Raw genomic sequence first — 23965 nt, forward strand, 5'->3', positions numbered from 1 at the left:
AGATGATGGTAGAGGTTTTGATGTCACAGATGAATTCAACGATTCAGTTGGAGTACAACTGGTCCACTTATTTGCTGGACAATTAAAAGGGAATTTAAAGTTCTTAAAAGAAAATGGTACTCAGGTAACACTAAAGTTTAAGTAATGTCTAGGGTAAAAATATTGATAGTTGAAGACGCACAATTAATTGCGGTTCATCTTCAGAAAATTTTACAAAATGCTAACTACGAAATAATAGGACGGGCGGTTAGTTATGATGAAGTGATGGACATATGTAAGAAAAAGGTGCCTGATATTGTTTTGATGGACATTATGATTGAGGGGGAAAAGGATGGGATCGAAACAGCTATTGAATTAAAGGAGAAGTATGATTTACCCATAATATATTTGACTGCCCTTACAGACGGTATTACTATAGAAAGAGCCAAAATGACCAATCCTTATGGTTATTTAATGAAGCCCTTTCAGGAAGAACAGGTAGTAACCTTGCTGGAGATGGCCATCCATAAGTTTACAGTAGAAAACAAACTGCGTGAGAGTGAAGAGAAATTTAAAGCTGCTGTTGCCTCTATCAGTGAGGCGCTTATTGTGGTAAATGAAGATTTTACCATAAACTATATAAATAAATCAGCCGAAGATATATCTGGACTAAGTCTTGAGGAAATTGAGGGTCACATATTTACTGAAGCATTTCAATTTCTTGATTACGCCACACATGAGCATATTGTTAATATTTGGAAGTACTTCAATATTGACAAAAAAGAGCAAAAGTTTGACTCATTGTACCTACTCCACCCTTCAGGGAAGAAAGTACCCATAGGTGATGGTAGTATTACCCCAGTGTTTGATGATAAAAAACTACTTAAATCAATAGTCTTAACATTTAAGGACATTACTCAGAAGTTAAAAAATGATCAGAAATTAAAGGAAATAGAAAAGACTAAACTTTCTGCAATTATTGAAGGACAGGAAATGGAAAGAGCTCGGATAGCCAGGGAAATACATGATGGGTTGGGTCAAACTTTGAACGCCATTAAACTCAATATTAATCCATTGCTAAATGCTCCTGATAAAGCCAGAGCTGAGGTTGATTTAAAGAACTTGATAGGGGAGGCGATAATGGAAACAGGAAGGATTTCAGAGAACCTGTTGCCATCAAAACTTAAAGATTTTGATATAGCCACTTGTTTGCTTTCTCTGGCCAATCAGAAAAACGATAAGCTTAACATTTCATTTGAATCAACAGAAGTAAAACACGATCAAATAGGCATCAATAAAAAGATCAATTTATATCGAATAGCACAAGAGTCTATATCTAATGCTATTAAACATGCTGAGGCAAAGAATTTAAATATTCAATTGCGCGGAGAAAACAAGTCATTAGTGATGACCATTGAAGATGATGGACACGGGTTTGATGTAGCTAACAGAAAGGAAAAACTCCTTGAAGGACATCATGGATTACAAAACATTGAAGACAGAGTGCAGATTATGAATGGTATAATAGACATTGAGTCTAATGCCAATCTTGGAACAGTTATAATTGTTGAAGTACCTTATGATGGCACTAAAATAGCAAAAGTATGAGCTCAGTTATGAATATATTACTAGTTGATGACCACTCTTTAATTCGAGATGGTATAAAATCTCTTTTGATTGTAAAATACCCAAAGGCTAATATTCACGAAGCTAAAAGTGGTAAGGAGGCCTTATCATTAGCCCAAAGTAAAAAGCTTGACATTATAGTGCTTGACATATCTCTTCCTGACATGAACGGAATGCAGATTGCTGAAAGTCTTATAGCTGATAAGAACCCTGCTAAAATTGTGATGTTGTCTATGTATTCAGATTATGACTATGTCTCCAGTTGTATAGAAATAGGCGTTAATGGGTATATATTAAAAAACGAAGGCCATGAAATTGTTGATGCAATTGAATCTTTGGCCGAAGGGAAAGCCTACTACAGTACAGGTGTTAGAGATTTAATTGTTAATCAGTACACGCAGAAAGTTCGTAAGCAGGATACAGCACAAGAAGTTGTTGTACTTACAAATCGAGAAAAGGAGGTGATAAAACATGTTGTTGAAGGCAAGACAAGCCATGAAATAGCAGAAATGTTATTTATAAGCGCCCGCACTGTTGACACCCACCGTAGCAATATCATGAAGAAGTTAAAGGTCAAAAACTCGATAGCCCTGATCAATAAAATCAACGAGTTAGATCTGTTGGGATAAGTAAAATTACTTATTTGCTCTGCCTAAAACCTTTATAATAATTCAAGTTATCACGAATATCATTTGACTAACCATGTATCTAACTTTGTTACATGCGGGCAAAGAAGTTGATCCATTTAGCTAATACTGAAATAGATTTCTCCAATTCGGAGATTTTGAAAACACTATTTTCAAATAGCAATCAGGGAATTGCAATTGTAGGAGCCAGAGGAGAAATATTCAAATTCAATTCGGCTCTATCAGAGTTATTAAATTATACTTCTAATGACTTTTCTGAAATAAGCCTTTTTAATGTCCTTGGTGAATCCTCTGTCACTTTATTTAAAGATATGCTGGGTCACCTTTCAGTTAAGGAAGGTTCAATTGAAGAAAGCCTTATCCTAATTACCAAAGACGCAAAAAAAATAGTATGTGACGTATCACTTTCAACGGTAAAGACGGGGCTGAAGGGGTATGGTTTGCTTACAATAAGCCCTGAAATTCCAAAGGTTGAAAAAAATGAATTCTATAAGTTCAGTGAATTGTTTTCGAAAATAAGCGAAAACCTTAATGAGGGAATTTTCAGGAGCTCTCCTGATGAAGGGATGATTTATGTAAACAAGCCCTTTGCAAGGCTGTTTGGCTATGAGTCGGTAGGAGAGGTGATAAAACAAAGACCAGGTGGTTTTTACTTTGATAGTAATGAAAAAAGCAGAGTTGCTGAGCTTATTCAGAATAATGGAGCGCTGGTGAATGAGGTAATCTTGTTTGCCCGAAAGGACGGCTCAAGCTTTTGGGGGTTAGTTAACTGCTCCGTAAATACAGAGTATGACGGTTGCGTGTTTTATGATGGTGCAGTTGTAGATATAACAGATCAAAAAAAATCGGAGGAGCTTTTAGTTCAGAAAAACAAGGAACTAAAGAAAATCAATGCGCAAATGGATAGGTTCATGTATAGTGCTTATCATGATGTTCGCGCTCCAATAGCATCGGTGCTTGGGTTGACCAATATTTTAAAGATGGAGTTAAATGAACAACGTTATGATGCTTATTTTGACAAGATAGAGGAAAGCCTAAACAAGCTTGATTATTTTGTAAATGACGTTAAAAACTTCTCGCAAAATGCTCGCCAGAGAATTGAGAGCAAGCGCATAGATTTTAATTCACTCATTGTAAGTACATGGAGGAAATTTAAACATGTTCATGAAACCATAGATCTTTCTGTCACCGTTGAAGAGGGAATTATTTTTTACTCTGATCAAGTACGCCTTGGACTTATTCTGGAAAATGTACTGAAGAACTGTACTCAGTTCATGGATTCTAATAAACTTGAGAACTATATCAAGATAAGTGTAAAAATGGCCTCAGATAAAGTAATTATTGAGGTTGTTGATAATGGTATAGGCATAGGCAAAACACACCTTGAAAAGATTTTTAATATGTTCTATCGAGCTACAGAAAACTCTAAAGGAGCTGGGTTAGGTCTTTATATAAGTAAAGAGACTGTTATCAAACTTAGAGGTAATATTAGTGTTGAGTCTGAACTTGGGCTTGGTACAATAGTTAATATCGAAATTCCCAATGATCAAAAAGGAAAGCTTATCTCACGCAAGCTGACCCTCTTAAAGCATTAGTGGATTTACCCTAATGTATCTACGTAATTCCACTAGTTTTTCTACATAAAATAATGAGTACAAAATACCAAAAACTCTCGATTGAGAGCGGCTCCTTTATACTATAGCTTTGGTCTTAAATAGCATAACTATCATTAAAGAAAATCAACCACAGAAAGTGGATTTGAATAAACCATCAAACTAAATACACAATAACATGGCACTCGGTAAAAACTTACAAAAAGACACCACCACTTCTAAAAGTGAAAATGGCAAAGCAACTAAAGCAAAGGCAGCTGATCAGGATTATGGGTCAGTAGATTTCTTGCAGGTCATGGAAGGCTCAGTGCTTTCTATAGTCATGATTGACGAAAAGGGGACTGTATCATATTTCAATAAATCTGCCGAAAAGCTATGGGGTTATGAAAGAGAAGAGGTAATAGGGAAAAATGTTAAGATGTTAACACCAGATGATATTAGGCCAAAGCATGACAAATACCTTAAAGATTATAATGAGACCGGGAAGAGAAATGTTATGGGGGGATCTCGTGATGTGAAGGCCAGAACAAAAGATGGCAAAGAAGTGCATATTTTTCTTTCACTGAGCGAGAGTGTATCAAACGGTGTAAAGACATATACAGCATTCATACAAGACATTACTGAAAAGAAGCAATTAGAGCAGGAGGTACAGAATCAGATTGAAGAAATGAGCGCCCAAGAGGAGGAACTCCGTCAAAACATGGAGGAGATAACAACTACTCAGGAAGAAATGGAGCGTAAGCAGTTAGAGATGAACGGGCAAATGAATGCGATCAACTCTACTTCTGCCTTTATTGAGTTTGATCTTGAAGGCAATATTGTCAATGCCAATGATCTATTCCTTTCAGCTGTTAAATATGACCTGGACGAAGTAACTGGTAAACATCATAGAATTTTCTGTGAAGATGAGTATACGAAGAGTAAGGAATACAAACAATTCTGGGAGGATTTGAGAAATGGAAAGCCTCAAACTGGTGAGTTTAAAAGGTTAGCAAAGGATGGAAGTGAAATTTGGTTGTTGGCAAGCTATACACCTGTATTTAACGCCAGGGGCGAAGTGTCAAAAGTTATAAAACTTGCTACTGATATCACCAAATCTAAATTAGAGAATGCTGATTTCAGCGGTCAGCTAGAAGCTATTAGTAAATCACAAGCCGTAATTGAGTTTGAGCTTGATGGCACTATTGTTTCAGCGAATGACAATTTCTTGTCGGTACTAGGCTACAAGTTGTCTGAAGTGCAAGGTAAGCACCATAGTATGTTTGTTACAGATGAGTACAAAAACAGTAAGGAATATCAAGACTTTTGGAAGAAGCTGAATTCCGGACAATTTGAGTCCGGTGAGTTCATGCGCTTGGCAAAAAACGGTGAGAATAAATGGATTCAGGCCTCTTACAACCCAATATTTGATTTAAATGGAAAGCCTTATAAAGTTGTAAAGTATGCAACTGACATAACTGAGCAGAAAAAGTTAGAGCAAGAAGTTCAAAATCAGGTTGAGGAAGTTAGGGCTCAGGAAGAGGAACTGCGTCAAAATATGGAAGAGCTTACTGCTACTCAGGAAGAGATGGAGCGCAAGCAACTGGAAATGACCGGTACAATGAATGCAATAAATTCCACCTCAGCATTTATTGAGTTTGATATAGATGGAAATGTGATTGCAGCCAATGAATTATTTCTTGAAACAATGAAATTTTCTATTGAGGAGATTGAAGGCAAGCACCATCGAGTGTTTTGTGATCCGGCATATACAAAGACTCGTGAGTATGAAAATTTCTGGAATGAACTACGAGCTGGAAAGTCGCAAACTGGTGAATTTAGAAGAATTGATAAAAATGGAAATGACGTTTGGTTGCTTGCGAGCTACACTCCAGTCTTAAACGGTCAAGGTGAAGTTTCTAAATTTATTAAGCTCGCACAGGATATTACTAAAACAAAAGTAAGGAATGCTGACTTTCAAGGTCAAATGGAAGCTGTAAGTAAGTCTTATGGTGTGATTGAATTTGAACTTGATGGAACAATAATAAAAGCTAATCAGAATTTCTTAGATGTAGTGGATTATCCTTTGTCTCAAGTTGAGGGCAAGCATCACAGTATGTTTGTAGACTCGGCTTACGCTAAATCTCCTGAATATAAGCAACACTGGCAAATGCTAAATAGTGGTGAATTTGTTTCAGGAACCTTTTCAAGGGTAAATAGCAGAGGAGAAGAGGTGTTTATTCAGGCTACCTACAATCCAATCTTTGACCTTGACGGTAAACCATTTAAAGTGGTTAAATATGCTACTGATATTACCGAGTTTACAAGAGCACTGAAAGCAGTTAGCCATTTTGTTGGAGAACTTAGAGATGGAAACTTTGACGCAGACATAAATGTCACCGCTCAGGGCGATGTTGGTAAAATGATAGAGGATAACCTGGCGCTAAAAGCTACTATAAGCGAAATATTAAATGAGGTTAATGAAGTAGTGAAAAAGGCTGGGGAAGAAGGTGATCTTAATGCAAGGCTGAACAATACTGGTAAAGAAGGAACATGGAAACAACTTGTTGATTCTGTGAACATCCTACTTCAATCAATAGCGGAGCCAGTACTTGAATTTAACACTATAATCACTGAAATGTCTAAAGGTGATCTTTCTAAGAGGTTTGAAATGAAAACCAATGGAGACCTTAAAAATATGGCAGATTCATTAAATCTAGCCATCAATAATCTGAATGCTCTTTTAGGCAGTATCAGTGAGAACGTAAACATTGTTTCACAATCTGCCGCTAATACTTTAAGCAAGTCAGAAAGTATGAAGAGCAATACTGACGAGATGGCTTCTGCGATCTCTCAAATGGCTAAGGGAGCTCAGGATCAGGCTCAGAAAACTGATGAGTCATCTAAACTTGCTGAGCAGGTGCTTGAGTCAGCCGATGATATGGAAAGTAAATCAGATGTGATCTACAAAGCTGCTGAGAAGGGAGTGTCAAGTTGTGAAAATGGCCTTAAAATCATCAAGAAACTAGTAGAAAATATGGATGGTATTAATTCATCTGCTGGTTTGACGAATGAATCAATTAAGATACTAACAGAAAGAGCGGAGGAAATAGGTAGAACACTTAATGTAATAACGGACATAGCTGCACAAACCAATCTACTTGCGCTCAACGCTGCAATTGAGGCGGCACGCGCGGGGGAAGCAGGTAGAGGTTTTGCAGTTGTGGCTGAGGAAATCAGAAAACTTGCTGAAGACTCCAGAAAATCTGCAGTAGACATTGAGAAAATAATAGGCGATGTTCAGAAAGATACACAGTCTGCTAGTAAGGCGATTGAAACCATGACTGTAAGTGTTAAAGATGGTTCAAGTGCTACTAAAGATGCTGAAACAATATTTGAAGAGATAGCAGAGTCAAGTGAAGAAACATTACAGTTTAGTGGGGCTATTAAAGAAGCCACAGTTAAACAGAAAGTGTCTGTAGAAACAGTGGCTAAAAATATCGAGCAGATAGTGGTTGTAGCAGAAGAAACCGCAGCCGGTACCGAAGAGATAGCCACATCATCTCAAGAGCTGAACAATGGTATGCAAGAAGTGGCTGTAAGCAGCAACCAGCTTACCAAAATAGCAACAGACCTTAAAAATGACATTAGCAAATTTAAACTGCAATAATCATGGCTGACATTCAAGAAAAGAAGCTAAAAGATAAAGTTTTGGAAGCGAAAAAATTGAAAGAAGAGAATCTGAAGAACTCAAACCAAAAGTTGGATTTGATGCAGCTGATAGCGTTCAAGCAGGGTGAGGAAGAGTATGCTATGAACATAGATCAGATTAAAGAAGTGGTGATTACTCCTAATATCACTAAAATGCCACAAACCCCTGAATACATAAAAGGGGTGGCAAATATCAGGGGAAACATCATAGCCATAATGGATTTAGAGGAGAAGTTTGGTATCAAAACCAAAGAAGGCAATACAGACGCTGCAGGTAAAAACTTTACGCTGGTTATTGAGAGTGAAGATTTGAAGGTTGGTATCCTGGTAAAAGAGGTGCCTAATACGCTAGCGGTCTCAGAGTCTGATATTGATGAAGCAGTAAATGTGATCCACAGTTCTAATGTTGATCAGAACTACATCACAGGGATTGTAAAGATTGATGATCGCCTTGTGATACTCATTGATGTGTTCAAGGTGGTCAATGAAGTTGATATTTCAACAACAAACAAAATAGCAGTTTAAACTTATTTTAAAATTATAATCATGTCGAAAAACGTATTAATAGTTGATGATTCACTGTACATGCGTACGGTAATCAAGGATGCGCTAGAGGCTAATGGCTTCACTGTCATTGGTCAGGCATCCAATGGTGAAGAGGCTATAGACCTTGCGTTTGAATTACAACCTGATTTTATAACGCTTGACAATATCTTGCCTGATATGATAGGCACGGATATTCTTAAGGTGTATAAGGAAGAGGGTCTTACTTCAAAGGTGATCATGATAAGCGCTGTTGGTCAGGAGTCCGTGGTAAATGAAGGAATCAGCCTTGGAGCTATTGATTATTTGGTTAAACCATTTACAAATGACCAATTAATTGGTGCAATGGCCAAGCCTTAATATATCATGATAAAGGCACTAGTAGTTGAAGATTCGGGTTTAATGAGAATATTGATTTCTGATATTTTAAGATCAGATAAATCAATAACCTCGATTGAAACTGCTAACAATGGCTTTGATGCTTTAGCAAAAATAAAGGCTAATAAGCCGGATGTAATTATTACCGATATGGTAATGCCTGGATATGATGGCCTCTATTTGGTGAAAAATGTCATGAAAGACATTCCAACACCAATTATAGTGTTAAGCTCATTAGAGCGCACCAATGAGCAAATATTCGATGCATTAAAATGTGGGGCGTTCGAATTTTTGGATAAACCAAAAAATGGTGAAGGTTTCAAGACTAATGGTAATTACCCTTTGCTTGATATGGTGAAGTTGGCAGCCGGTGCAGACAGCATGGCCTTGCTCAACAAGTCAGTTAAGAGGAATGATCTTAGTCATACATTTGATAATGTTAATTATGATATTGTGGCAGTTGGGGCATCTACCGGAGGGCCGAGTGCTATTGAAAGCCTGATAGAAGGTTTGCCAGCAAATTTCCCTGTACCTATGGTGATTGCTCAGCACATGCCAGAGCGCTTTATTGAGTCTTTTGCTATTAGAATCAATAATTACACACCTTTAAATGTCAAAATACCTAGGAAGGGGGAAGGCCTTGAAGCTGGTAATATATACATTGCACCTGGCACGGGAAATTTGGTAATCAATAGAAATGCTATTTCCAATAATCCGCTTTTCGGCTTTAGTCCTAAACACTTCAAGGAGTTTAATAACCCATCGGTTGACTGCCTTTTTGAGTCGGTAAGCAGAACTTATAAAAACAGAGCGCTTGGTGTCGTGCTTACTGGTATGGGTAAAGATGGGATGGTAGGCCTTCAGGCTATAAAAAGTGAAAAGGGCTATGCTATAGCTCAAGATGAGAAAAGCTCAGTGGTTTTCGGAATGCCCAAAGCAGCTATAGATGCAAAAACCGTAGATAATGTTGTCAATATCAAAGAGATGGCTGGTTTTATAACCAGCTGTTTATGCTAACTCAAAATATTAAAAGAGATGAGCTCCAAGGAAGAAGAATATAAAGAGATATTTCTGGCTGAAGCCCAGGAAAACTTTGAAGATGTTAATAGACTACTTACAGATCTTGAGAAAAATCTGGAAGATAAGAATATCGTAAACGCTCTATTTAGAATAACACATACCCTTAAAGGAAATGCTGCCGGTATGGGGTTTTTGGATATATCTTCTTTGGCACATGTAATTGAAGACCTTTTTGGAGAAGTTCGTGAGGGTAAGTTGAAACTAACCAAGGATATGTTTACTTCCCTATTCAGAGCAGTTGACACACTTGGCGCACTAATTAACTCACTGAAGGATGGAAGTAAAGTAAGCTTTAGAGGCATCAAGACTAAGCTTGAAGTTATTATCAATAGGGCTAAAGAAGAAGAGGCTAGCGCTGCCAAGCCTGCTGAAGAAGAGGAAAACAAAGTAGAAGCACCAGCTGCTAAGAAGAAAGCACCAGCCAAATCAAAAGCTAAGTCAGCAAAAAAGAAGACTACTTCTGCTAAGAAAGAAGAACCTAAGAAAGAGGTTGAAAATGAAGAACTTACAGCGCCACAACTTGAAGAAATAAATAAGCTCATTAGTCAGGACGAGGAGGAAGAAGATACCGGTGTATCTGAGACTGAGGCTACTGAAACAGGAAATAAAATTACATTTTCTGATCTTGTTCAGGTACCTGTCAAAAAACTTGACAACCTACTTAATTTGGTTGGAGAGTTGATAATTGAACGTGATCGCATCATAGCAGCACATAGTCAAAATGGCAATAGTAATGAGTATGCTCGGTTGAATAGAATTTCATCCGACTTACAGTATTCTGTTATGGATGTGCGACTTGTTCAGGTAGGGTTTTTATTCAATAAATTTCATAGGGTAGTTAGAGATGCCGCTGCTGTAGAAGCGAAAAATGTAAACCTTGAGCTAAAAGGTACTAACACAGAAATAGATAGAAACATCCTTCAAATAATTAGTGATTCATTAATTCATTTAATCAGAAACTGTGTAAGCCATGGTATCGAATCACCTGAAGAAAGAAAGAAAAATAAAAAGTCAGAAGCAGGTACAGTTACACTTGCAGCAAGAAATGATAGTGATGGCGTTATCATTGACATCACTGATGATGGAAAAGGTATTGACGTTGAAAGGGTAAGGGAAAAGGCATTGGCAAAAGGCCTTGTTACCAAAGAAATGTTACCAATGATCAATGAGCAGGATATGCTCATGTTGATATTTGAAGCAGGATTCTCTACTAGAGAAGAGGTTACTTCATTGTCTGGTCGTGGAGTCGGAATGGATGTCGTTAAAAAGGCATTAGACTCCATTGGAGGTAATATTACACTGCATACTGAAAAAGGTAAAGGGACTACTATATCTCTAAAATTACCTTCATCTATGGCGGTGAAAGGAACACTATTGTTTGAATCTGAAAATCAGCAGTATGCGATACCCTTGTCTTATACTGAAGCCGTTGTTTCATTATATAAATCCAGTATCCACAAAGTTAGTGGTGGTTTAATAGCAACCCACTTGGGCAAGACCATTTCTATCGTCTTTCTCAAAGACCTATTTACCTTTTACAAACATGCTGGAGGTTCACATAATCATTTGCAAACTGGTTTTAATGACCTGCATCCTGAGCAGCAGCTTCATGTTGTCATTGTAACCTACAATGGCAGAACCGTTGGGCTAGTTGTTGATAAGCTGTTACAGCAGAAAGAGATTGTTGAAAAACCACTAATGAAACCGCTAGATCAAATTAAACTGATAAGTGGTGTGACCATATTGGGTAATGGGCATGTTTGTCCAGTTTTAAATATTGCTGCCATTATGAGCACAATATTTAATGCGAATTTATCAAATCAAAAAGCGATTTAATTATTTAAGTCTATGAGCTATTTAACTACCGTTGAAAGAAACGTAGCTGCAGATCTTCTCACACAGGGATATATAAAAGCAGCGAAGTCATTTTCATTAATGGCAAAGCAAGAAATTACTATTAAACCAACATCTATTGAAATTTCAAAGGATGATCTTAAAGTAATAAAGTCAATTAAGGGAGATGATGAATTGATACTCATTACTACTAGTATCATCGGTGAGTTGGGCGGTAAAAGCTATTTGATTTTTAATGAGCAAGAATCTAGGGCAGTCCATGAGGCTTGCATGCCACACACTGAAGATGAATATGCAAGAACAATGGAGTCAGAGGCCATATTAAAGGAGCTCGATAATATACTTTCTGCAGCTGTAATCACCGAGTTTTCTAATTATCTGGACACCATGATTTTTGGAGATGTTCCTATTTTATCAAGGTCAAACCAGGCGGCCGTTAAAAATAAAATCATCAATGATTTTAATGGAGACGGAAGTGATTCAGGCTATTTTATGATTGCTAACACTGAATTTGAATTTCAAAACAATACACATTTAAAGCCTCAATTTATATGGAAGTTGGCAGAGGATTTTATGGATAAAATAAAGCTGGTTTCTTAATCAGCTCTCATTGAAACAACGAAAAAATAACTCAAAATAAAGCACATGAAGTGGTCTAATTTTTTCAAAGGAGATAGAACTTACCAAATGCTACTGTATGGTACATATGCAGCAGCATTACTCTCATGTATTTTCTTGCATGATGTCTACTTGACATTTGGGTTTATTCTAGCCAGTGTAGTTGTCAATTTTATATCCAGAAGAAAGCTTGCCAATAACCTCAAGAAATTTGATAGAGATGAAAAGTCTTCTTTGAATTTGGAGTCTTTGTATAATGAAGTTGAAGGATTAAGAAAAGGGATTGAAGAAGCTGCTAATTCCATAACTGAATTGGGAGATGAAGGCGAACGCAAATTTGAAGTGTTAAAAGAGGAAGACCAGTTGGCTGTTGCCATTGTAGAAGTTGATAAAAAGTTAAAGAAATTTAACAATGAAGAGAAGAAGAGAAATTGGCGAGTAGAAGGACTGGCGAAATTTGGAGAGATACTTAGAAGTCATGATGCCGATATTAAAGACTTAAGCAGGTCTGTAATAAGTAACTTGGTTCAATATCTCGAGGCCAATCAAGGTGGAATATTTCTGTTAAAAACTGAGGAAGAAGGTGATCAATATCTTGAGCTTACATCTTGTTACGCTTATGATAAGGAAAGGATTAGAGAAAAAAGAATAGAAATTGGTCAAGGACTGTTGGGTCAATGCGTTCTGGAGCGAAGTACATTGTTTCTTACAGATATTCCACATGAATATGTAAGCATTACTTCAGGTCTGGGTCAAGCTACGCCAAGATGTCTAACTATTATTCCGCTTTTGGTTAATGAAAATATCTACGGAGTGGTTGAGATTGCAGCCTTTCACCCTTTCGAAAAGCATGAAGTACTATTCCTTGAGCAAGTAGCTGAAAATATAGCCTCTGTTTTTGCATCTCTTTCTAATAATGAAAAGACCAAACAACTTTTAGATGATTCTGTGGCAATGACTTCAGAACTGCAGTCCAGAGAAGAAGAAATGCGCCAAAACATGGAGGAGCTTACTGCTACTCAAGAGGAGATGAGTAGAAACCAGGCTGAGCTGGATGGTGTTTTCAAAGCTATTAACCATACCATGGGTGTAGCAGAGCTTGATAAAAGTGGCCTAATCACTTCATCAAATGAGTCTCTTCAGTCCATATTCGGGTTGAGCAAAGATGACATGTTGGGCCGTGATTTAACATTACTAACAGGGCCCTTAAGTAAAGAGAACTTTTTGCGCAGTCTCAATAATGGAGAAACCATCAGTGAAGAATATCTGACTAAAAGGAAAAATTCAGATGAGTTGTGGGTTAGTGCATCATTTTCTCCTATGATTGATAACAAGGGAAATACATATAAGATCCTGGCAATGATTACTGATATCACGGCAAGGAAACTGGAAGAAATTGAATTTGAAAAATTATCTCTGGTGGCAGATAATACCGATAACTCAGTGGTTATAACAGATGCTAAAGGCCATATTGAATATGTCAATCATGGATTTTGCAGCATGACAGGCTACACTGAAGAAGAGGTAATGGGAAGAAAGCCTGGAGATTTTCTTCAAGGGCCAGAAACCAATAAGGAAACCATTGACAGGGTACGCAATGGAATAATTAACAAGGTACCGGTCTATGAGGAGATTTTGAATTATACAAAATCCGGAGAAACGTACTGGATTTCCATGGCCATTAACCCCGTGCTAAATGATGAAGGAGATGCTGAGAAATACATTTCTATTCAGGCTAATATTACGGACACTAAGAAGAATGCGCTTGACTTCAAGTATAAGCTTGAGGCTATTGGTAAGTCAAACGCCATCATTGAGTTTGATACAAAAGGTAATGTTTTAGATGCTAACCAAAATTTCTTAAAAATAGTAGGTTATGAGCTGGATGAGATCGTAGGTCAGCACCATAGTTTATTAGTTTCTGATGAGTATAAAGATTCTACTGATTATAAGGAGTTCTGGAATCAATTAGGGAAAGGTGAATTTGTGGAAGGCGAGTTCGAAAGACAGAAGAAAAATGGTAAGAAAATATGGTTAAGGGGTATGTATAACCCAATTTACGATATGAATGGAAAGCCATGTAAAGTTATCAAGTTCGCTGTAGACATTACCCAAGAGAAAGTTCTGAAAGAAGAGGCAGAACGTAATGAAATAGATCTTAAAAACCACATGGAGGCCATCTATAAGACTATTGCTTCTGTTGAATTTGATATGAATGGCATAGTGACAGCAGCCAACGGTATCTATTTAAGTATCACAGGCTTTCCCGAAGATCAGCTTATTGGGATGAAGTATTTAGACTTAATCCCAGAAGCAGATAAAGATAAGCCACAAACCACTCTAATGTGGGAGAATTTAAAGGATGGACAGTTCTTTAATGGAGAATTTAAACTTAGGGATATTGATGGTAAGGAGCTTTGGTTGACAGGTACTTTTAATCCAATTAAAGATGTTGAAGGCAACCCATATAAGATTATGATGTTTGCTCAATTCAACACTTCAGAAAAGGAAAAACAAAAGGATCTGGGTGGAACAGTTGCAGCCCTAAAAAACACTACTCCAATTATGGAACTTAATCCAGATGGCACCTTTAAGAATGCCAACGAACTGTTCTTTACTCAATTTGGATACAAGCGACTTGAACTTAGAAGACGACCATTTATAGAATTTATTAAAGGCAGAAATATGTCAGCTGAGATATCTGATATTATGCACAAGCTTGAAGAGCATCAATTCGTAGAAAATGATCTGACTATTGTTGATGCATCTGGTAATCTAAAGGTGTACAGAACCACGTTTACTCCAATATTTAATTTGGAGGAAAAAATCACCAAGATTGTTGTGATAATGATTGATAGAGAAGTAGTAATGAAGTTAATGTAGCTATAGAGGCAGAAAAGAAATGAAGAGATGAGCAATATTACTAAGGAAGAGATTGAGTCATTTACCGCAGTTTTGTTTTCGAAATTCGGACTTGATTTCACATGCTATGAAAGCCAATCGCTAAGCCGCAGGTTAAACAGGGTATTGTTTGTTCTAAAAAAAGATACCATTCATGACCTTTGGGCGGCAATGCTACAGGATCACACGCTCATCTATCGGTTTATGGATGAGCTGAGTGTAGGTCTGACCTCAATGTTTCGTGACCCTCAAATGTGGAGTAGTCTCCGTAGTATCTTATATAATGATTATAAATCGCGAAGTCAATTCGATATTTGGAATGCTGGATGTTCCACCGGTGAAGAGGTATATACACTAGGCATAGTGCTTAAAGAAATGGGGATTTTGGACAGCGCAAAAATCACCGCTTCAGACATGAATCACACAGCTCTCGATATCGCTAAAAATGGAATCTACCATAAGGTGAAAATGATAGATTATGAGAAAAAATTTAAAGAGTATAATAAGTTCGGGTATTTCAATAAATACTATTCAATACATGATGACAATCATGTGCTCATGAATAGAGACCTTGTAAAAAACGTAACCTATAAATATCATAATCTCATAACTGATAGCTTCACTGGCAAATACGACTTTATCTTTTGCAGAAACGTAATGATCTACTTTGATGCTCCTGCAAAAGAGAAGTTGATTCAGAAATTCTATGATGTGCTGAAGCCAGGAGGGTATTTGATTACGGGTTTTTTTGATTCAATGCTCTCGGATGAAGAGAAGAAACAGTTTGACTGTAAACTTGCAAGTTTACGAATTCTGAAAAAACCAGAAGAGATTTCGGTCGTTCCTGTTAATAGAATTACAGCTTAACCTCAATTAATTATTTTGCGAAGGCATAATACACCTGCTTATACCTTACAGCCAATTGGTTTACTGAAAGGCTATGGAGTTCATCGAAAATTTCAGCATCGACCTGAAAGCTGTTGTTCGATATGATGTTAAGAATGCTACTTATGTACGTAATTTTCATTAGATATCATTATTACAGTCTACGTGAATATACGTATAAATAATAAAAAATGGATTTGTGAATTTTGATAAAAAGTAACTTTTAAATGTGTGCAGTATTAAAAGGATATTAATATTATATTTTATCTAACAATATTTATGTATATTAACTCTATTCCTTGAGGTATGGCTGATGTAATTGATTTCTTTTCCAAACTCTTCATGGCAGAAAGCTGGCCAGCGAGATGGTATTGTGGGATTTGGACAGGTTTTCATGGTTGGCTTTATATAGGTTCAAACATTGCCATTTGGGCAGCATATTTTGCTATCCCTTTTGTGCTACTGTATTTTATTGTCAAAAGAAATGACATCCCTTTCATAAGGGTCTTTTGGTTGTTTATCCTTTTTATCTTGGCTTGTGGTGTCACCCACTTAGTCGATGCGATACTTTTTTATTATCCTGCATACAGGTTTAGTGCTTTGATATTGTTCATTTGCGCAGTTATTTCATGGATTACGGTGGTTGCTTTGATAAAAATATTACCGCAAGCGCTATCACTTAAATCAATTAGTCAACTTGAAAAAATCATATCTTCCCGGACTAAGAATCTTATGCTTGTTTCTGCCGATTTACAACGACAAAATGGGCAACTATTAAATTATGCACATATTACCTCGCATGACCTGAGAGAACCAATTAGCAACATAATTTCACTGATTGAGTTGCATGATATGGAAGATGATAAAAAAGAGCGTGAAAAGTATTATAGCATGTTTAAGTCTGAGTCTAACAATATGCTAAGTACATTAAACGAGCTGAATGAGGCTTTAAAAATTCAGAATAGCGATGAGGTTGACAGGCAGCAAGTGTCATTTGATGAAGTTTTGGAAGAGGTTTTAAAAAGCATTTCAACTTTAATTAAGCAGAGCAAAACCACAGTTGAAGCCGACTTTTCTGCACTTGATAAAATTTATTATCCACGGATATACCTTTCTAGTATTCTAATGAATTTGATTTCTAATGCCATAAAGTACAAGCATCCAGATAGATCGCCTCACATATCTTTAAGGACTAGAGCTGTTGATGGCCTTGAAATTTTAGAGTGTAGTGATAATGGTTCAGGTTTAGACTTGAAAAAATACGGAAATAAGATGTTCAGGCTTCATAAGAAGTTTCATGGAAATGAAGATGCCAGAGGTGTAGGTTTATTTATTACCAAAAATCAGGTTGATGCCATGGGTGGAACGATTGAGGTGGAAAGTGAACCTGGATCAGGGACAAAATTTATGGTCAAATTCAATGCAATAAAAAACAACATATGATTAACGTAGCGATTATAGATGACAACATGATTTTGCAGATGCATCTGAAAAAGTTGTTTCTAACTTACAGCAATATAAGGAGTATAAATTCATTCACATCTGTTGAAGACGCATTGGAATTTTTCAAAGAAACAAATGAGGTTGATAAACTTCCTGATATTATTTTACTCGACATTAACTTTCCAGGTCTGGATGGCTGGGATTTTTTAGATGAATTTGAGGAGATTAAAAAAAATATAGAAAAGGAAATCTCAATCTATATGATTTCATCGTCTATCATGGATTCTGATATTGAAAAATCAAAGGCAATAGAGTTGGTTAAGGGATTTATTAACAAACCAATAAGTTCATCGAATTTGGATGACATCAAGAATTTTAAAAATAATTAGTTTTCTCTATTGATTATATCAAGGATGGCACTATTCAGTTCTTCCAGAGCTGAGATGTCTTTAATAATATAGTCTCTCAGGCCATTTTCTACAAAAGCACCTCTTAGCTTAACATTAAGATCATCAAGTATCAATACTTTTTGATTTGGGTTGATTTCAATAATCTTGTTGAGTGTGTCTTTTCCAGTGAGGGCATTTGGCATGCCCTTATTTATATAGTAGTTCAGAAAGATTAAATCAGGTTTACGGTCAAGCTCACCAATGCAGCTTCTACCTGTTGCATAATTTTTCACCTTAAATTGAAAGGCATCTCCTTTATCATTTTTTAAGGTCAACTTCGAAAAGTGGGTATTCAGGATTTGCATGAATGTTGGATCATCATCTACAACAAATATTAATAATTCTTTTTCCTGAGTGGCAACTTTAGGTTTGGCCATTTCTGAAGGGAATTTGATATCAATCAAATCCACACGATCCGTTTCTTGTGATTGCCGAAACTTATCGACTTTACTGAATGAAAATGCAGACATTTTGTTTTTGAGTACTACTTGTTTGAACTTTTTACCAACCGCCTCAAAACTTACATCGCCCAATTTAGAAGATTTCTAGATGAAATCATAGCAAAAATGCCATATGAGTATAAAAAAGGCATAAAAATAGTCACCTCTCAGTTGAAGGGTGACTATTTAATGCTTTCTTTATCAATTACTTACTTCTCATTTAAGAAAGGATAACGATAATCTGTTGGTGGAACAAAGGTCTCTTTTATTGTTCTTGGAGATACCCATCTTAACAAGTTGAGTTTAGAGCCAGCCTTATCATTTGTGCCTGATCCACGTGCTCCACCAAACGGTTGCTGACCAACAACCGCTCCTGTTGGCTTGTCATTGATGTAGAAGTTTCCTGCAGCATTCTCCAACTTCTTCATGGCTAGGTCAATTGCATATCTGTCATGAGATAAGATAGATCCAGTTAGCGCATAAGGAGAAGTGCTATCTACTAGTTCCAATGTTTCTTCAAATCTTTCTTCCTGATATACATATATAGTCACAACAGGTCCAAATATCTCTTCGCACATGGTAGTAGAAGATGGGTCCTTAGTAAGGATAACAGTAGGCTCTATGAAATAACCCTTAGACTTATCATATCCACCTCCAGATATGATTTCATTCATATCATTCGCCTTGGCGCCATCTATATACTTGGCAATTTTGTCAAATGAACGCTCATCAATTACGGCATTGAAGAAGTTTGAAAAATCTTCTGTTGGTCCCATTTTAATTGTTTTGAGATCCTCAACAAGATATTTTTTAACATCACCCCAAAGGTTTGAAGGAACATAGACTCTTGATGCGGCAGAACATTTCTGTCCCTGATATTCAAAAGCTCCTCTTGTAATTGCTGTGGCTAACTCTTTTGCATCGGCAGATTTGTGAGCCATTATAAAATCTTTACCACCAGTTTCACCTACTATTCTAGGGTACGATCTGTATTTGTGAATGTTAGTTCCAATTGTCTTCCACAGATTTTGGAAAACACCAGTACTTCCAGTGAAATGTAAACCGGCAAAATCTTTATGGTTGAATACAACATCTCCTGCTACAGGGCCATCAACATATATTAGGTTGATCACTCCATCAGGAAGGCCAGCTTTCTTAAGCACTTCCATAATTACCTGAGCTGAGTAAATCTGAGTATATGCAGGTTTCCATACTACAGTGTTGCCCATCAATGCTGCAGAGGCTGGCAGGTTTCCGGCAATAGCAGTAAAGTTGAAAGGAGTGATAGCGAAAACAAAACCTTCTAATGGTCTGTACTCCAATCTATTCCAAATACCCGGAGAAGAAGCAGGTTGCTCTTCATATATCTCCATCAGGTATTGCGCATTGAATCTTAAAAAGTCTATAAACTCACATGCAGCGTCAATCTCAGCCTGATATACACTTTTAGACTGCCCTAACATAGTAGCGGCATTTATTTTAGCTCTGTAAGGTCCGGCAATAAGATCAGCAGCTCTTAGGAAAATACTAGCTCTGTGCTCCCATGATAAGTTAGCCCAAGCCTCTTTGGCGCCTAACGCAGCATTTACTGCTTGTTCAACATGAGATTTATCACCTTCGTGAAAATGACCAAGTATGTGTTGATGATCATGAGGAGGTGAAAGTGGAATTTTATTTCCGGTTCTTACTTCTTCACCACCAATATACATTGGTATATCAGCTTGTTTTGATCGTGCTTCTTCCAAGGCCTTTTTCAAAGCTAATTTTTCTGGAGATCCAGCAGTGTAAGATAATACTGTTTCGTTTGCTACTGCAGGTATTTGATAGACTCCGTATGGCATACGTTTGTGGTTTAGTTTATAGGATTGTTTTTTCGAAATGCAAAGTTAGCCAATATGTACCTAAAAGGTTACTAAAGTATTGACGAAAGCTCACTTAGACAGCTGACTTCAAAGTCAGTTTCAGCTTTATGTTTAAGTGCTCTGGGATTATAGTATACAGTACTCAGGTTGGCCTTTTTTGCTCCAATAATGTCAGCATTCAGGTTATCACCAATCATTACGGTGGTTTCTGCCTTGGCCTTAGCCAGTGATAATGTGTAATTATAAATCTCAGATGAAGGTTTTCTATGTCCCGAGGTCTCTGATGTCACCATTCCACTGAAGTAGTGATCTATCTTTGAATTTTTGATTTTAACATTTTGAACATCATTAAAACCATTGGTCAAGAGAAATAGGGGGTATTTCTTATGCAGATAGTCTAATGTTTCATGGGTGAATGGCATAAGGTTGGTCTTGTAAGGACAGTTTTTGATGTATTCTTCAGACATGGAAAGCGACATTTCTGGCTTATGAATGTCAAAGGCCTTCAATATTTTTTCGAAACGTTTTTTCTTAATTACTTCTCTGTCGATAAGACCTCGGTTGTAGTTATCCCAGAGCTTGTCATTTACCTTTCCAAATTTCTTAAGGAACTGCTCAAAGGTAACATCGGCAATTCCAGACAAGTTATAATCGTCAAAAAGCTCTTTGAGGGTTTCTAAAGAATTGGTTTCATAATCCCACAGTGTGTGATCAAGATCAAAAAATACTACTTCAAATGATGTCATTTAGGGTTTCCAGGTCTTAGATTCAAGTTTGTTCCTAGCCAGCTCCCTATTGCTATACATAGTTTTGTATGTGTTAAGGTCAGCCACTAATAGTTGATCCTTATTTAGAAATTGGAAGATCTGACTTATGATTTCGTAAACTTCGTCTTTTAAATAATAAAAGACCCATTGATCTTGTTTTCTTGTACTTAAAATACCTGAATTTTTTAAGTAAATAAGGTGCCTTGATGTTTTGGTTTGGGTAAACTCCAATATATGTTCGAGGTCTGAAATGCACATCTCCTTATTCTTAAAAATAAGGTGAAGGATACGCACTCTAGACTCATCAGAGCACGCTTTGAATATCTGCGACCCGAAAGCAAGATTGAAGTTTTTTAATCTCATGACCTTGGCCAAATTTAGTAGAAATCAATAACATTGTAAGGAACTTTGACGTTCAATTGATATCTTCGGGGTTGAATTGCATCTCTTTCAGTTTAATAATCTAGGCAATTGAAAAAACTTATTTCCCAACTGACATTTTCGCTATTTCTGGGCATTGTTTTGATGGCTATCAAAGCACCGGAAGCAAATGCGCAGGGCGGAAGAAAGGTAATGCAGCTATCGGGAATAATCCTTGGAGAAGATAGCGTTGCAGGTTTACCTGGCGTACACGTTTATGTGCCTAAGGCAGGACGAGGAACAACGAGTAACAGGGTAGGTTATTTTTCATTGCCAGTGCTAGAAGGCGATGAAATTATAATAAGTGCTATTGGTTACGAAAGGCAATTCTACAGAGTGCCAGCAACAGACAGAGATAATCTAACCATAGTGGTGGAATTGGTGAGTGATACAACTTTCCTTGAAACTGTAGAGATTATGCCTTTTCCAACAGAGCAGATATTTAAAGAAGCCGTCTTGGCGCTTAACCTTCCTATAAATCCGAATGAGGCTGTTGATGTTAATGAAGAGTTGATGGCTTTAATGTTGCAATCAGTGCCGATGGATGGTGCAGCAAACCACCGCTATTATATGGATAATTGGATCCAGTATCAAAATGATAGATATGGACCGAGAAGCAATCCGCTTCTCAATCCATTCAATTGGGCCAACTTTTTTCGTTCGCTTAGATCGAAGAAGAAGTAATTACAACAGGAAGTACATCATTATTGCACCTGCAACAAGTGCCAAATATACTAGGCCTATCAATAGTTTAAATCCTTTTAATTCTGATCCGCTCATTTTTTCTTAATTAGACTTTAGTGTAATCAGCATCCGTGCCAAATAGGAAGTAGAAATAGAATATGCGTCCAAAGCCTATAAGGCAGTTTTTTAGAATGTTCAAATTGAGAATAAGTCTCATATAGAGAATTCCGTCTAGTTTTTGGATTTTTGTGGTGGTTTAAATGGCAACACTCTTAGCTTCAGTACGTTGCTAATAAATATTAATGTGCAGTATTAGCGCGTTAAATTATTGCTCATAAATACTCTATCTTTGCACTCTTAGTTGGTCAAACAGGTAAGGATCTTATCTGTACAATTAGTTTATTATTTAATATAACGATTAGATTTTTATGAAAACTATCACATCAATATGTTGTGTTGTCTTTTTAAGTGCTTTTACAAGTTTGCAAGCTCAGGCCCCTTTAGGTAAGGGCAATAAGCAGCTAAATGCTGGATTTGGTTTTTCAAGTTGGGGTGTCCCTGTTTATGTGGGTATGGATTTTGGTGTTCATCCTGATATAACAATAGGACCTCAGGTATCATTTAGAAGCTATTCTGAAAGATATAATTTTAATGGTACCAGATATAAGTATAGCCATTCCATTTTTGTGTTAGGTTTTAACGGAAACTATCACTTTAACTCTTTACTAAACATTAGTAACCAATTTGATTTTTACGCAGGCCTTACTTTGGGTTATTACATTTGGTCGTCACCTTCTGAATATTTAGGAAATAGGTCTTCAGGCGTTGGTCTTGATGCTCAAATTGGTGGAAGGTATTTCTTCTCTGACCAATGGGCGATTAACTTGGAGTTTGGGGGTGGAACAGCTTCTGGTGGTAAAATTGGAATTACATACAAATTTTAAGTACAGGAGAGTTGATCGTACTTAATTAGTATCTACAATTTAAAAATAACTTAAAAACCGAAGGAAATTAATCCTTCGGTTTTTTTATGTGATTTGCTTGATAAAAGCTTAAGTAGGACATGCTTTGGATGGGGTTTGGAGAATCTTTTTGAGATAATGTTCTGCAATAATGCTTATTTAGTACTATGGTTTTTAGTGGCACCGATATATTCATAATGGCATTAGCTGGTTTCCTAGCCATCTTCGGTGTTTTACTAATTATTTTTAGGCATGCCACACACGGTTCAGTATTCTTTGCTTTGTCATGTTTGACCTTTTCTGCGGTATTAGTTTCAGGACTATTACTCTTTTCTGAGGTGGTGTATCAGTCATTTTGCCTGATTATATGGCCATCCTTCTTAATATTTTCAAAACTTCAAAGTGATAATATTGGATATCGAATAAAATACCTCTGGCATTATATAACACCAATACTTTGGATACTTGTGGATTCAATCATTCCTACAGAAATGCGAAATGGCATTTTTGATGCTTTATATCTAATTCAAATTTTGGTTTATGTTGGGCTTAGTCTATCAGAGTTTAACAAAGCTAAAAAATCAAACAGTAGTAGCTTATTTAAAAAACAGTATCTAAACGTACTGTTAATAGGACTTGTCATCTTGCTGCTAACGCGTTTTACGTTGCCAATATTTACTACAAACGTAATGGGTGCCTTTCATTTAGTAGTAGCATTTTACTTAATAGCAGTTTCAGGGTTCTTTGTTGATAGTCCAGTACGTGCTTCATACCAGACTGATGACATAGATCAGTCACATGAGTTGGCTAATTATGAAGAGCAAATGAAAAGGAAGCTCAAAAGAATAATGAATGATGAGAAGGCATATCTTAATCCGGAATTAACATTAAATGATCTGGCTCTTTTGGCTGATTTAAAACTTCCTGAACTATCCGGATTTATCAATACCAATCTTGGTAAAAATTTCAATGACTATGTTAATGATTATCGTGTTGAGGAGTTCAAGAAGCTAGTACGTGCTAAATCAACCGACCCCAAGGCCACCGTTATGGAATTGGCCTATACCTCGGGGTTTAATTCTAAAGCATCCTTTAATCGAATATTTAAAGAACATACAGGAAAA

The 23965-nt window shown here is 36.7% G+C and carries 21 protein-coding genes; 16 read left to right on the forward strand and 5 right to left on the reverse strand.

Annotated elements, in window-relative coordinates; all coding sequences use genetic code 11:
• Positions 1-144 precede the first annotated feature (144 nt).
• The 11 genes from E1140_RS11085 (at position 145) to E1140_RS11135 (ending at position 15796) form a co-directional block, all read left to right on the forward strand.
• Positions 145-1587 carry a response regulator gene (locus E1140_RS11085; protein WP_155183234.1) on the forward strand — a complete coding sequence of 481 codons (1443 nt, stop codon included), beginning with the start codon at positions 145-147 and terminating at the stop codon, positions 1585-1587.
• A complete protein-coding gene (locus tag E1140_RS11090; protein ID WP_155183237.1) occupies positions 1584-2234 on the forward strand; it encodes a response regulator in 651 nt (216 codons plus the stop codon). The genes E1140_RS11085 and E1140_RS11090 overlap by 4 nt, the downstream gene beginning before the upstream one ends.
• Before the next feature lie 92 nt (positions 2235-2326).
• Complete coding sequence (locus tag E1140_RS11095) at positions 2327-3847, forward strand: PAS domain-containing sensor histidine kinase (protein ID WP_155183240.1); 1521 nt, start codon at positions 2327-2329, stop codon at positions 3845-3847.
• A 196-nt stretch (positions 3848-4043) separates the two neighbouring features.
• Positions 4044-7514, forward strand: a complete 3471-nt coding sequence (locus E1140_RS11100) for a PAS domain S-box protein (RefSeq protein WP_155183244.1) — start codon at positions 4044-4046, stop codon at positions 7512-7514.
• Positions 7515-7516: 2 nt separating this feature from the next.
• Positions 7517-8080 (forward strand): chemotaxis protein CheW, encoded by a 564-nt coding sequence (locus tag E1140_RS11105; protein WP_155183247.1) that lies wholly within the window; start codon positions 7517-7519, stop codon positions 8078-8080.
• 21 nt (positions 8081-8101) lie between these two features.
• Positions 8102-8458: a response regulator gene (locus E1140_RS11110; RefSeq protein ID WP_155183250.1), complete on the forward strand. Its 357-nt coding sequence runs from the start codon at positions 8102-8104 to the stop codon at positions 8456-8458.
• Between the two features lie 6 nt (positions 8459-8464).
• Positions 8465-9493 (forward strand): chemotaxis-specific protein-glutamate methyltransferase CheB, encoded by a 1029-nt coding sequence (gene cheB, locus E1140_RS11115; protein ID WP_155183253.1) that lies wholly within the window; start codon positions 8465-8467, stop codon positions 9491-9493.
• Between the two features lie 18 nt (positions 9494-9511).
• A complete protein-coding gene (locus tag E1140_RS11120; RefSeq protein WP_155183256.1) occupies positions 9512-11392 on the forward strand; it encodes a chemotaxis protein CheA in 1881 nt (626 codons plus the stop codon).
• Between the two features lie 12 nt (positions 11393-11404).
• Positions 11405-12010 carry a hypothetical protein gene (locus E1140_RS11125; protein WP_155183259.1) on the forward strand — a complete coding sequence of 202 codons (606 nt, stop codon included), beginning with the start codon at positions 11405-11407 and terminating at the stop codon, positions 12008-12010.
• A 45-nt stretch (positions 12011-12055) separates the two neighbouring features.
• Positions 12056-14911 (forward strand): PAS domain S-box protein, encoded by a 2856-nt coding sequence (locus E1140_RS11130; RefSeq protein ID WP_155183262.1) that lies wholly within the window; start codon positions 12056-12058, stop codon positions 14909-14911.
• 27 nt (positions 14912-14938) lie between these two features.
• The gene (locus tag E1140_RS11135; protein ID WP_155183265.1) at positions 14939-15796 is read left to right on the forward strand and encodes a CheR family methyltransferase; all 858 of its coding nucleotides are present in this window, start codon (positions 14939-14941) and stop codon (positions 15794-15796) included.
• Between the two features lie 10 nt (positions 15797-15806).
• Here the strand turns inward: E1140_RS11135 and E1140_RS11140 are convergent, their stop codons facing one another.
• Positions 15807-15956, reverse strand: coding sequence for a hypothetical protein (locus E1140_RS11140; protein ID WP_155183268.1), 150 nt, complete (start codon positions 15954-15956; stop codon positions 15807-15809).
• A 164-nt stretch (positions 15957-16120) separates the two neighbouring features.
• On the opposite strand from E1140_RS11140, the gene E1140_RS11145 reads away from it, so the two are divergent.
• Positions 16121-17257: a sensor histidine kinase gene (locus E1140_RS11145; RefSeq protein ID WP_155183271.1), complete on the forward strand. Its 1137-nt coding sequence runs from the start codon at positions 16121-16123 to the stop codon at positions 17255-17257.
• On the forward strand, positions 17254-17646 hold the full coding sequence (locus E1140_RS11150) for a response regulator (RefSeq protein ID WP_155183274.1): 393 nt from the start codon (positions 17254-17256) through the stop codon (positions 17644-17646). The genes E1140_RS11145 and E1140_RS11150 overlap by 4 nt, the downstream gene beginning before the upstream one ends.
• On the opposite strand, the gene E1140_RS11155 is transcribed toward E1140_RS11150, so the two are convergent.
• The 4 genes from E1140_RS11155 to E1140_RS11170 all read right to left on the reverse strand — a co-directional run bounded on the left by E1140_RS11155 (position 17643) and on the right by E1140_RS11170 (position 21138).
• Positions 17643-18239, reverse strand: coding sequence for a response regulator (locus tag E1140_RS11155; protein ID WP_155183278.1), 597 nt, complete (start codon positions 18237-18239; stop codon positions 17643-17645). The two genes, E1140_RS11150 and E1140_RS11155, sit on opposite strands and share 4 nt — an antisense overlap.
• A 116-nt stretch (positions 18240-18355) precedes the next feature.
• A complete protein-coding gene (pruA, locus tag E1140_RS11160) occupies positions 18356-19987 on the reverse strand; it encodes an L-glutamate gamma-semialdehyde dehydrogenase (protein WP_155183281.1) in 1632 nt (543 codons plus the stop codon).
• A gap of 71 nt (positions 19988-20058) precedes the next feature.
• Complete coding sequence (locus E1140_RS11165; protein ID WP_155183284.1) at positions 20059-20754, reverse strand: YjjG family noncanonical pyrimidine nucleotidase; 696 nt, start codon at positions 20752-20754, stop codon at positions 20059-20061.
• Positions 20755-21138, reverse strand: coding sequence for an ArsR/SmtB family transcription factor (locus tag E1140_RS11170; protein ID WP_155183287.1), 384 nt, complete (start codon positions 21136-21138; stop codon positions 20755-20757).
• A gap of 108 nt (positions 21139-21246) precedes the next feature.
• Between E1140_RS11170 and E1140_RS11175 the strand changes: the two genes are divergently transcribed.
• From E1140_RS11175 to E1140_RS11185, 3 genes are all read left to right on the forward strand, one after another.
• Positions 21247-21879: a carboxypeptidase-like regulatory domain-containing protein gene (locus E1140_RS11175; RefSeq protein ID WP_246202829.1), complete on the forward strand. Its 633-nt coding sequence runs from the start codon at positions 21247-21249 to the stop codon at positions 21877-21879.
• Positions 21880-22307: 428 nt separating this feature from the next.
• Positions 22308-22823, forward strand: coding sequence for a porin family protein (locus E1140_RS11180; RefSeq protein WP_155183290.1), 516 nt, complete (start codon positions 22308-22310; stop codon positions 22821-22823).
• A gap of 185 nt (positions 22824-23008) precedes the next feature.
• Positions 23009-23965, forward strand: a 957-nt coding sequence (locus E1140_RS11185) for a helix-turn-helix domain-containing protein (RefSeq protein ID WP_155183293.1), incomplete at its 3' end; no start/stop codon positions are given.

This window comes from Fulvivirga lutimaris, from assembly GCF_009711525.1.
GTDB classification, from domain to species: Bacteria; Bacteroidota; Bacteroidia; order Cytophagales; family Cyclobacteriaceae; genus Fulvivirga; species Fulvivirga lutimaris.